Consider the following 10,556-nt stretch of genomic DNA (forward strand, 5'->3'; position numbering starts at 1 on the left):
CGCGGAAGCGGCTGTGCTGGCGTGGGAGCCGGTCAGGCCGGGGAAGCGCTGGGCTCGACGGTGCGTGTGGTCTTGTCCCACCCCGTGCGTCCGCGGACCATGCGGATGAGGGCACCCCAGGCGCAGACGAAGGACAGGTAGTTCATGACGACGAAGGCGTGTCCCATCAGGACTGCTGTCGGCCACCCGACTCGTCGGTCGCGGCGGTGGTACACGATCGTCGTGAAGATCGCCGGGGCGAAGGTGACGAGGTACCAGATGGCACCGCCGACCAATGCGGAGACCGGCGAGGTCGCCCAGGCGAACTGCGCGTCGGCGCGGAGGACGAGTGTCGCGAGCGTCCAGTGCCAGAGGATCGACCACGGCAGGTCGAAGAGCCACGGCACGGACAGGTACGCGGAGACTTCGAGGGCGCGGCCGTGGGGGATGTCCGGGTTCGACCAGACCTCGCCGATGCGCCTCCCGGCGGTCATGTGGCCCTGGTACCACCGCCGGCGCTGGACGACGAGTCGCCGCAAGGACTCGACCCCCTGCTGGTCGACCGAGGCATCTGGCGTGGTCTCGAGCCGCCAGCCGTTGGCGATGAGGGAGATCGCGAGGTCGAGGTCCTCCGTGAGCGAAGCCGACCAGGGTTCGGTCCCGAGCTCCCGGAGCGCAGTGAGGCGGGTGAACTGCCCGTTGCCGCCGAGGCTGACCGTCCCGGTCTTCCGACGTCCGAACTGGGTGACCGCCGACATCGACCAGAACTGGAAGTCCTGGAAGCGCGTGAGGAAGTTCTGGTCTCGGTTGCGGATGCGGACGGCGAGCTGCGAGCCCCCGACCGCCGGGTCCTCGAAGAGGGGGAGGATGTGCGAGAGCGCACCGTCCGACAGCCGTCCGTCGGCGTCCATCACGCAGACGAGCACGCGCTCCGGGTCCTGTGCGCGCTCCGCGACGAGCTCCAGCACCGTGGAGAAGGCCGCGTTCAGGGCGGCTCCCTTCCCAGCGCGGGCATGCGGCAGACGCCGCCGGATGACCGTGGTCGTCGCCCCGCCCGCTTGCTCGGCGATGGCCGCGGTCGCGTCGTCCGAACCGTCGTCGACGACGATCGTCGTCGAACGGCGACCACCGGCGAGGGCGCTCACCGTCGGTCCGATGACCGCTTCCTCGTTGAGGCACGGGATGAGGAAGTACACGTCGAACGACGCTGGTTCCCCGCTGAAGGGACGGTCGTAGACCGCGTTCCCCTGCGTACGCAGCGAGGCTCCGGCCCGACGGAGTTCGTGGATGCCCGCGATCATCGCGGCGAGGAAGTAGACGAGCGAGAGTGCGATCACCATCACGGCGACGGTGTTGACGACTGCGACGAACATGCTCACGCGTGGGCCTCCTGTCGGGATCGGGTGCGTGTGTCCCGGCCCGGGACAGCACCGGGACGGATGACGAGCGTGAACACCACGAAGAGGGTGCCCGCGAGCCCGGCGAGCGACACGACGCTGCCGGCGAAGGAGTGCGCCCACTCGAACGGGCCGACTCCGCCGTGGGCCAGCACGAGTGCCAGCATCACGATCCGGACCTGGTTCACGAGGACGAGCAGGGACGTACCGGCCGCCATCGCGAGCAGGACACGTCCGGGACTGCAGCGCGAGGTGCACACGAGCGCTGCACCGATGACGAGCAGGCCGGCGAGCGTGAGGGCGATCGCGCACTCGAGGGTGATCTCGAGCACGTTCCACCGCAGGTTCCCAGACCTGAAGACCACGGCCGGCACCGTGGAGGCGTGCATGCCGAGCACCTCCATGCCCGACACGGTGTGGAGGAGCCAGCGCGCGATGGACGACTCCACCGAGCGACCGATCTGCTCGCCGGCGACGAGAGCGACCGCGCAGGCGAGGAGGAGCCCGGCGATGGCGTACCGGATGGTCCGGCCGGTCGCCGCTCCCCCGGCCACCGCTCCCCGGGTCACCGACAGCTGCCGTGGCGACGTGCGCGGCGGACCGCGGCGATGCGGAGAGCGGCCAGCCCAGCGCCGGTGACGACGAGCAGTCCGAGCCCGATGGCGATCGAGGCCGGTTCGGCGATGAGCAACGTGGTGAGTGTGCCGGCGCCGAGCATCAGCGCGAGTCCGTTTCCGTACATGCTTCCTCCTGGGTCGCCGTAAGCATGACATGTGAAATACATAACGTCAATACTTGCTGACGGACACTCGCAAGATGTAACATTTTGTGGACCGACACAGGAGGAATCATGTCCACGAAGTCCGTGAAGGCGGCCATGCTCGGGAGCGGCGCGGTCCTCGCGCTGCTCCTCGGCGGGGCCCCGACCACCGCGATGGCGGCACCGAACCCACCAGCTTCGACCAATGCCACCCAGGGCGCGCAGACGACGGTGCGGTTCAGCCCCGGCATCCCCGGCCGCTCTGCGAACCTCATCGTGGATGCGCCCCAGAGCACGCGGCTGGTCCGTGTCGACGACGCGGCATGCACCACCAACCCCGCGGGGACACAGATCACCTGCAACCGGAGCCAGTGGGTGAACCCGCGCACCATCACCTTGGTCGTCGACCAGGACGCACCGCTGGGCGCGGACCTCACCGGCGGACGCGTGCGCTTCGAGGACGCAGGGACCCTCGTCGCCGAGACCCCGTTCGGCATCCACGTCATCGCCAAGCCGCTCGTGGCGAGCGTCGCCACCGACGTCGCCACGCGAACCGCCACCCTGAGCGGCACCGGTCAGCCCGGCGCGACGGTGCGGGTGACCGGCGGCGCCGACCCCGTCGAGACGGAGATCCCGGTCACCGGCTCGTGGACGCTCACCGTCCGCGACCTCCGGACCGGCAGCACCCCGCTGACGGTCACGCAGAGCGTCGCAGGAGTGCCGGACCAGCAGCTGGAGCGTTCGGCGACGATCCCGACGGTCGACCCCACGATCGAGGCCACGGCAGATCCGATCGCCCGCACCGTGGTCCTCTCCGGATCGGGTGAACCCGACGCGGAGATCGCGGTGTCCGGCTCGGCTGGCACCGGGTCCACCGCGGTCCAGGCGAACGGCGACTGGCGACTGGTGCTCGAGGACGTCCCCTGGGGTGACCACGAGGTGAGCGCGCAACAGACGTTCGACTCCGACGAGAAGACCGTGTCGACCAAGGTCTCGGTCACGCCGATCGCTGTCACGGCGGACGTCGCGTCGTCCGATCCGCAAGCCGGCTCAGCAGAACTGACGGGAACGGGACATCCGCGCGCCACCATCGAGGTCCAGGGGCCATCTGGTGCCGTCACGGCCGAAGTGTCCGCAGATGGTTCCTGGAGCGCGCGCGTGCAGGGGCTCCAGGCCGGCAGGAACGTCGTACCCATCACCCAGCGAGTCCCCGGTGCCGCGCCCACCACGATCGAGCTCGACATCGTGGTCGCGGACACACCGCTCATGCACCCGCTGGCAGCCGGCGGCGCGGGTGTCGCGGTGCTGGCGATGATCAGCGCCGCCGTCCTGCGCCGCCGCGAGCTGATCGGCTGATCGGGCACGCCCGAGCGTTGCTCTGTCCACCGTGAGTGAACAGGGCAGCGCGCACAGCCTGCGTCTCCTACAATTGACTTCGCCGGGCCGCAGCAAGCCCCGGGCTCCAAAATTCGCCGCTTCGAGCGGCCTCGCGCCGAGAGGCGCTTCTGCGGCCCGGTCTTTCTCTGCCCTCTCGCGGGTCGCGTTCGTCGTGCTCACTGCACGCCGGAGCTGCCGTTCCTGCCTGGAGGCTCGGCTGCTGTCCGGCGGGCCGGTCCGATCGGGCTGGTTCTCAGTCCAGGGCGTCGCGGCGCCAGAGCGCCGCTGCGGCCGACAGGTCCTCAGCGAGCTCGGCCAGGCGGAAGGCGCGGACGGTCAGCACGCTCGCGCGCTCCTCGGCCGTGACGTCGGAGTCGTCCGCGACGCTCGTGGCTCCTGCCGCGGCGAGACGGCAGAAGGCGGCACCGCGGTCGAGCGCCACGGCGAAGTCGCCGGTGTAGAGCCCGTGCAGGATGCTGTCCGCGAGCGCCAGGATCTCGGCGGGACCCGTCGGGGCCTCGGCGCCGGCGACGGCCTGGTCGATCGTGCGGATGCGCTCCGTGCCGCGGGTGAAGAGGTACGCGACCTCGTCCGGGTTCTGCCGGATGACCGTGCGCATGAGGTAGATCCGCCACAGGGCGCCGGGCAGGGTGTGTGCCCCGACGCGGGCCCAGAGCTCGGCGACGGCTTCGATGCCGTGGACGTCGGTGTACGTCACGAGGCGCTCGACCACGGCGGGGTCCGGGTCCTGCCGCACGCGGTGGAGCAGCGCGTTGGCGGTCTCGTGCGCGACGCGGTTCACCAGCGCGGGGTCCTCGCCGCCCTTGATGGCGGCGAACTCGGCGTCGGTGAAGTGGACTGGACGGTGGTGATCGCGAGGCACCCGGGCAGTGTAGGCGGCGCCGGTGACACGGGCATCCCGTCGCCCGATACCCTGGTGCACGAGGGCCTCTAGCTCAGTCGGTAGAGCACCGGACTTTTAATCCGAGGGTCGTGGGTTCGAGCCCCACGGGGCCCACTGGAACCGCCCACCCGACTTTTCATCCGAGGGTCGTGGGTTCGAGCCCCACGGGGCCCACTTCCTTCGGTGAGATCGCACTTCGTGTCGCGTCCCGGATCGGCGAGGCGACACGAAGTGCGATCTCACGCGAGTGGGTCGTGGCCAGTCGGCGCAAAGTGTCCCAGGCGCGCCGGAAAGGTCACAGACCGCGGCACGGTTGAAGTCCGGCGGAACGCGACATAGCGTGGATCGAGTCCTCTGGGAGGAGGCCGCGATGACCACCGAGCCGCACGCACCCCGCGAAGCGACGACCTCTGCCCCGCGGCCCCTGGTGTCGGTCGCGGGGCAGGACACCGACTCGGCGATCAGCTCCCTCGCCGGCATGTACGCGGGCAAGGCCTGGTACTCCCGGCCGGTCGACGAGCGCTTCTGGTACCGCTACGTCGGCGTCGGTGACGACCAGCTCAGCATCCGCCGCTCGCAGATGCACGGGTACCTCCGCGGCGACGTGGCCGTCGAGGGCGAGGTCGTCGTGCAGTGGCTCGAACGTGGGCGGGCCCGGGTCGACGTCGGTCACGACGAGGTCCGGATGCAGCCGGGCGTGCCGACGATGTTCCCCGTCGGGCGTCGCTTCGAGATGGAGTACGAGGACTGGGACCAGCGCCTGGTGCACGTCGACCGTGACCTCGTCCTCGACGTCGCCGCCGAACGCTGGCTCGTCGACGGCACACTGTCGTTCGACCGCACCGCGCCGCAGGACCCCGCGGCTGTCGCCCGTTGGCGGACCGCCGTGTCCGGCGCCGTGCACGCGCTGCGCGAGGACGGCCAGGCGTCGCTCGCCTGGCACGAGGCACGACGCGACGTCGCCCGGGCACTGCTGGACCTGTACCCGTTGCAGGCCGAGCTCCTCGGTGCCGACTCGGGCGACCCTGCCCACCGACGACTCCGCGGGGCGGTCGAGTTCATCCACGAGCACGTGCACGAACCGCTCACCGTCGCCGACATCGCGCGAGCCGCAGGACTGAGCGTTCGCGGGGTCCAGGACGCCTTCCAGCGGATGCTCGACACCACGCCGATGGCCTACGTGCGCGACGTCCGACTGAGCCGCGCGCACGAGGAACTCCAGTCGCTCGACCCGCAGTCGGCCTCGGTGGCCGAGGTCGCCCGGCGCTGGGGCTTCGCGCACATGGGGCGCTTCTCCTCGACCTACGCCAACCGGTTCGGGGAGTACCCCCGCCAGACACTGCGGCAGTGACGCACTGAGCCCGCCGCGTTCCCCGGGGTACAACCCGTCCCCAGCGTTCTCATGGTGAACCCTCTGCGCACACCGGCGGATCCACAGCGGGCTGGCGGCCGCACGCCGTTAGTGTCGTTCCCGGATCCACTGCTCGTGGGTCATCCGCACCACCAGGAACGAAACGAACGGGGTACACCGTGATCGAGCACATCGACGCCACGCACACCAGCACCACCGGGGAAGCGCGCCGCATCGTCGAGCTCGCCGCAGCGACGAACACCACCGTGAGCGACCGACTGCTGCTGGACACGCTCCGCCGCCGGGCGCAGGTCACGACCAGGCACATCCGCACCGACTTCGTCGAGGTCGCCACGGGTTCGAGCGTGCTCGGGTACGTGTGCCGGCAGCGCAAGCAGTTCCTCGCCCTGCGCGGCGACGACCCGGCCTGGGCGCAGGAGATCGGCCGCTACGCCACCGAGTCGCTCGCCGTCGAGGCCCTTCGCATGCGCCGCGCCTGACGACTCCCCGACACGCACGAAGGCCCCGCCGGACACTCGGCGGGGCCTTCGTCGGACAGCGGGTCAGGACCAGACGCGGTGGATCCCCCACGAGCCGGTCCAGGTCTCGTCGGGCTCGAGCCAGCGCAGGCCCTCGCCCGAGTTGAGCGCGTCTGCAGGGGCGGTCATCGGCTCGACCGCGACGGCCAGGCCCTTGCCGTCGCCCCGGGGGAACTCGCGGGAGGTGAACACCTGCACGTACGGGAAGGACGCGTCCTGCCAGAGCTCGACACCGTCTCCCTCCGGGCCGTGGATCGTCGTCCGGCGGGTGCCGTCGCTGCCGGGGGTCACGTCGGTGTAGGCGGTGTCGAGGTCCGAGTCGCCGGCACGACGGCCGGCGCGGAGGTCCTGGTCGGTGCCCTCGACGGGCCGGGTGCCGTTCGGGATCTTCCGGTCGTCGACGGTGAAGGCCGTGGCGGCGTCGAGCGTGACGACGAGGTCCTCGGGCGGGGTGTCGCCGGCGCGGAGGTACGGGTGGGCACCGACGGCGAAGGGCGCCCGCACGTCCGAGCGGTTCGTGATCTCGTGGGTGATGCGGATGCCGGCGTCGACCAGCTCGTGGTGCACCCGGGTCTCGAGGGTGAAGGGCCAGCCGTGCTGCGGGTGGATGGTGGCCTGCTGCAGGACGGAGAACTCGGTCTGGTCGACCACGCGGTACGGCGAGAAGCGGAGCAGCCCGTGCGAGGCGTTGCCGTACTTCGGCTCCGACACGTCGAGCTGCTGCGCGGCACCGTCGAGCTGCCAGACGCCGCCGGCGACGCGGTTCGGCCACGGGACCAGGACGATGCCGTTCGCCCCGGCCGGCGCCTGGGACGCCGGGAACGGCTCGGTGAGGTCGAACCCGGCCACGGTGAGCTGGCGGATGCCGGCGGCGACCTCGGTCACGACGGCCTCGACGACCCCGTCCGGGCCGGCGTGCCGGAGGTGGTACTGGCCTCCGGTGGGTGCTGCGGTCATGCGCTGTGGTTCCTTCCCGGTGGGGTGTCGTCGGCGACGACGACCTGGACGCCGGCGGCTCGTACGTGCTCGACGAGGTCCGACGGGGCCTCTGCCGTCACGATGACGTCGATGTCGTCGAGGCCGCGGACGACCCCGAGGTGCGCACGGCCGAACTTCGAGCCGTCCACCACCACGACCGTACGCCGGGCCGTCGCCGCGAGCATCCGCTTGGCTTCGGTCTCGGGGAGGTTCACGTTCGTCAGGCCGTGCTCGACGTCGACGCCGGTGCCGCCGAGGAACACGACGTCGGCGGCGATCATCGGCAGGACCGCGCCGTTGAACGGGGCCACGAGCGAGTGCTGCAGGGGGCGGAGCGTGCCACCGGTGACGACCACCGTGAACCGCGGCACCGCGCGCTCCAGGACCAGGGCCGTGGTGAGGGAGTTCGTGACGATAGTGACGTCGACCAGGTCCTCGCGGGCGACGAGCGCCTCCGCCACGGCGGCCGGGGTCGTGCCGACGTCGAGCACCACGCACTCCCCGGACCGCACGAGCGCGGCGGCGGCGCGGCCGATGGCCGCCTTGGCGGCCTGGTGCTCGACGGCGGTCTCCTCGAACGGACGCTCGGGCGAGCCGACCCCGGGGCGGACGGCACCGCCGTGCACCCGCCGGACCCGAGCCTCCCGGTCGAGGACGGCGAGGTCCTGCCGGACCGTCACCTCACTGGTGCCGAGCGCGGCGGCGAGCGACGCGGTCCGGACCAGGCCGGGGGCGCCGTCGACGATGGCGACGATGCGGTCCTGCCGCAGTGGCGCCGGCATCGTGCCGGCGAGGAAGAGGTCATCGTCGCTCACGGGGACAGTTTCGTCTGCTTCCGATCACTTTCGCAATCCTTCGTTCGTTCGCTAGGCTGGGTCGGTGATCACCAAGCGCGCGACGAAGCTCGCGGACGGCCGCGACCTCATCTACTTCGACGATGCGGACACGCAGCTGCCCGCTGAACGGCACGTCGACGAACGGACGCTCGACCCGCGGCCGGAGACCGCGCGGATGCGTCAGGACGTCCTCACCGGGGAGTGGGTCTCGATCGCGAGCGCCCGGCAGAACCGCGTGTTCCTGCCCCCGGCCGACCAGGACCCCCTCGCCCCGCAGACCCCGGCGAACCCGTCGGAGGTCCCCAGCCGGTACGACGTCGCCGTGTTCGAGAACCGGTCCCCGTCGTTCGGCCCCGTACTCGAGGCCGAGGACGCCCCCGAGTCGCTCGCAGCCCTGTCGGACGTCGGCCTGAACCGCCAGCTGCGTTCTGTCGGCCGGTGCGAGGTCGTCTGCTTCTCCCCCGAGACCGCCGGCTCGTTCGCGTCCATCTCCGAGTCGCGCGCACGCACCGTGGTCGAGGCCTGGGCGGACCGCACCGCGGCGCTCTCCGCGATGCCCGGCATCCAGCAGGTGTTCCCGTTCGAGAACCGCGGCGAGGCGATCGGCGTCACGCTGCACCACCCGCACGGGCAGATCTACGCCTACCCCTACGTCACCCCGCGCACGCAGCGGCTGCTGGCGTCGATCGAGCGCTTCGGCCCCGACCTGTTCGAGCAGCACCTGGCGAACGAGCGCGCCTCCGAGCGGGTCGTCCTCGCCGGGGAGCACTTCACCGCCTTCGTGCCCTTCGCCGCACGCTGGCCGATCGAGATCCACCTGCTGCCGCACCGCCACGTGCCGGACTTCGCCGGGCTGACCGACGCCGAGAAGGACGAGCTCGCACACATGCACCTGCGACTCACCCGCGGGCTCGACGCACTCTACGGCGACCCGACCCCGTACATCGCCGCGTGGCACCAGGCGCCGGTGCACACCGGCCGCGACACCGTCCGGCTGATGCTGCAGATCACGTCGCCGCGACGGTCGGCGGACAAGTTGAAGTTCCTGGCCGGCAGTGAAGCCGCCATGGGCGCCTGGATCGGGGACCTCGTGCCCGAGAAGGCGGCCGAGTTCATCCGAGGAGGGATCGAACGAGCATGACGTTCCAGCAGGTGTTCGGGCACGAGCCGGCGGTGCGGTACTCCGCCCCCGGCCGCGTGAACCTGATCGGTGAGCACACCGACTACAACGAGGGCTACGTCCTCCCCTTCGCGATCGACCGCCGCACGACGGCGTCGATCGCTCCGCGTGCTGACCGCACGCTGCGGGTCGCCTCGGCGTTCGACCCGGAGAACGTCGTGTCGTTGTCGCTCGACGAGCTGTCGCCCGACACGATGGACGGCTGGTCCGCCTACGTGTTCGGCATCGCCTGGGCGCTGCAGGAACAGGGCGCTGACCTGTCCGGTGCGACCGGCCTCGACGTCTACATCGAGTCGGACGTCCCCGTCGGAGCCGGCCTGTCGTCGAGCGCCGCGATCGAGTGCGGTGTCGCGCTGGCCTTCAACGACCTGTGGGAGCTCGGCCTCGACCGCAAGCAGCTCGCGCGCGTCGGGCAGTACTCGGAGAACCACGCGGTGGGTGCGCCGACGGGGATCATGGACCAGTCCGCGTCGCTGTTGGGCGAGCAGGACGCCGTCGTGTTCCTCGACTGCCGGACGCTCGACACCGCCGTGGTCGACATGGCGCTGCAGGCCGAGGGGCTCGAGGTCCTGGTGGTCGACACCCGCGTCGAGCACGCGCACGCCACCGGTGGCTACGCCGCTCGTCGGGCGTCGTGTGAGAAGGGGGCGCAGGTCCTCGGGGTCGAGGCCCTGCGCGACGTCGCCGTGGACGACCTGCCGCGGGCGCAGGAGCTCCTCGACGACGAGACCTTCCGCCGTGTGCGGCACATCGTGACCGAGGACCAGCGCGTCCTCGACACCGTGCGGACCCTCCGCGAGCAGGGCGCCCGGGCGATCGGCGACCTGCTCATCGCATCGCACGAGTCCATGCGCGACGACTTCGAGATCTCCGTGCCGGAGCTCGACCTGGCGGTCGCGACCGCGATGGCGAACGGGGCCGTCGGGGCTCGGATGACCGGTGGCGGGTTCGGTGGGGCGGCGATCGCGTTGGTCGACCGGGAGGCCCGCGAGACGATCGCGACGGCCGTCACCTCTGCCTTCGCGGACGCTGGGTTCCGCGAGCCGACCGTGTTCACGGTGAACGCGGCGCAGGGCGCGCGGCGCGACGGCTGACGCGCGCGCGGCGCGCCCGGCGTGGGCGCGGAGCGCGCGGCGCCCGGCGCCTGGCGCCGGCCGCACGCGGCGTCGCCGCGTACGTCGCCCCCGCACGCGGCGCCCGGCGGCGCCGTCGCGTGGCGTCGCACAACCGAAACCGGCTCGCGCCACGGACATCC

General features: G+C 71.4%; 11 protein-coding genes and 1 tRNA gene. 6 read left to right on the forward strand and 6 right to left on the reverse strand.

Annotated elements, in window-relative coordinates:
• Positions 1–32: 32 nt before the first annotated feature.
• Genes BIU98_RS06525 through BIU98_RS19315 form a run of 3 tightly spaced genes read right to left on the reverse strand, consistent with a single transcriptional unit; the run spans position 33 to position 2,118 of the window.
• Complete coding sequence (locus BIU98_RS06525) at positions 33–1,352, reverse strand: glycosyltransferase (protein WP_071273488.1); 1,320 nt, start codon at positions 1,350–1,352, stop codon at positions 33–35.
• A gap of 2 nt (positions 1,353–1,354) precedes the next feature.
• Complete coding sequence (locus BIU98_RS06530; protein ID WP_139200593.1) at positions 1,355–1,945, reverse strand: exosortase/archaeosortase family protein; 591 nt, start codon at positions 1,943–1,945, stop codon at positions 1,355–1,357.
• Positions 1,942–2,118: a hypothetical protein gene (locus BIU98_RS19315; RefSeq protein ID WP_175481301.1), complete on the reverse strand. Its 177-nt coding sequence runs from the start codon at positions 2,116–2,118 to the stop codon at positions 1,942–1,944. The genes BIU98_RS06530 and BIU98_RS19315 overlap by 4 nt, the downstream gene beginning before the upstream one ends.
• 108 nt (positions 2,119–2,226) lie before the next feature.
• Between BIU98_RS19315 and BIU98_RS06535 the strand changes: the two genes are divergently transcribed.
• Positions 2,227–3,492, forward strand: a complete 1,266-nt coding sequence (locus BIU98_RS06535) for a hypothetical protein (RefSeq protein ID WP_071273494.1) — start codon at positions 2,227–2,229, stop codon at positions 3,490–3,492.
• Between the two features lie 274 nt (positions 3,493–3,766).
• Here the strand turns inward: BIU98_RS06535 and BIU98_RS06540 are convergent, their stop codons facing one another.
• On the reverse strand, positions 3,767–4,396 hold the full coding sequence (locus BIU98_RS06540) for a DNA-directed RNA polymerase subunit beta (protein ID WP_071273497.1): 630 nt from the start codon (positions 4,394–4,396) through the stop codon (positions 3,767–3,769).
• A 62-nt stretch (positions 4,397–4,458) separates the two neighbouring features.
• Here BIU98_RS06540 and BIU98_RS06545 point away from each other — a divergent pair.
• The 3 genes from BIU98_RS06545 (at position 4,459) to BIU98_RS06555 (ending at position 6,268) form a co-directional block, all read left to right on the forward strand.
• Positions 4,459–4,531 (forward strand) — tRNA-Lys (locus BIU98_RS06545).
• 256 nt (positions 4,532–4,787) lie between these two features.
• A complete protein-coding gene (locus BIU98_RS06550) occupies positions 4,788–5,768 on the forward strand; it encodes an AraC family transcriptional regulator (RefSeq protein WP_071273500.1) in 981 nt (326 codons plus the stop codon).
• 179 nt (positions 5,769–5,947) lie between these two features.
• Positions 5,948–6,268, forward strand: a complete 321-nt coding sequence (locus tag BIU98_RS06555) for a hypothetical protein (RefSeq protein ID WP_071273503.1) — start codon at positions 5,948–5,950, stop codon at positions 6,266–6,268.
• A 63-nt stretch (positions 6,269–6,331) separates the two neighbouring features.
• Here the strand turns inward: BIU98_RS06555 and BIU98_RS06560 are convergent, their stop codons facing one another.
• Positions 6,332–7,264 (reverse strand): aldose 1-epimerase family protein, encoded by a 933-nt coding sequence (locus BIU98_RS06560; RefSeq protein WP_071273506.1) that lies wholly within the window; start codon positions 7,262–7,264, stop codon positions 6,332–6,334.
• Positions 7,261–8,100 carry a DeoR/GlpR family DNA-binding transcription regulator gene (locus BIU98_RS06565; protein ID WP_175481302.1) on the reverse strand — a complete coding sequence of 280 codons (840 nt, stop codon included), beginning with the start codon at positions 8,098–8,100 and terminating at the stop codon, positions 7,261–7,263. The genes BIU98_RS06560 and BIU98_RS06565 overlap by 4 nt, the downstream gene beginning before the upstream one ends.
• Positions 8,101–8,164: 64 nt before the next feature.
• Here BIU98_RS06565 and galT point away from each other — a divergent pair, with 64 nt between their 5' ends.
• On the forward strand, positions 8,165–9,262 hold the full coding sequence (galT, locus tag BIU98_RS06570; RefSeq protein ID WP_071273509.1) for a galactose-1-phosphate uridylyltransferase: 1,098 nt from the start codon (positions 8,165–8,167) through the stop codon (positions 9,260–9,262).
• Positions 9,259–10,395, forward strand: a complete 1,137-nt coding sequence (galK, locus tag BIU98_RS06575) for a galactokinase (protein WP_071273512.1) — start codon at positions 9,259–9,261, stop codon at positions 10,393–10,395. Before galT ends, galK begins: the two co-directional genes overlap by 4 nt.
• Positions 10,396–10,556 lie beyond the last annotated feature (161 nt).

The sequence above is a fragment of the Curtobacterium sp. MMLR14_010 genome, from assembly GCF_001865015.1.
GTDB lineage: Bacteria > Actinomycetota > Actinomycetes > Actinomycetales > Microbacteriaceae > Curtobacterium.

Excerpts from the sequence above, each read along its gene's own strand:
- BIU98_RS06550 (WP_071273500.1), top strand. The coding sequence starts at position 4,788 with ATGACCACCGAGCCGCACGCACCCCGCGAAGCGACGACCTCTGCCCCG.
- BIU98_RS06525 (WP_071273488.1), bottom strand. The coding sequence starts at position 1,352 with ATGTTCGTCGCAGTCGTCAACACCGTCGCCGTGATGGTGATCGCACTC.
- BIU98_RS19315 (WP_175481301.1), bottom strand. The coding sequence starts at position 2,118 with ATGTACGGAAACGGACTCGCGCTGATGCTCGGCGCCGGCACACTCACC.
- BIU98_RS06535 (WP_071273494.1), top strand. The coding sequence starts at position 2,227 with ATGTCCACGAAGTCCGTGAAGGCGGCCATGCTCGGGAGCGGCGCGGTC.
- BIU98_RS06560 (WP_071273506.1), bottom strand. The coding sequence starts at position 7,264 with ATGACCGCAGCACCCACCGGAGGCCAGTACCACCTCCGGCACGCCGGC.
- galK (WP_071273512.1), top strand. The coding sequence starts at position 9,259 with ATGACGTTCCAGCAGGTGTTCGGGCACGAGCCGGCGGTGCGGTACTCC.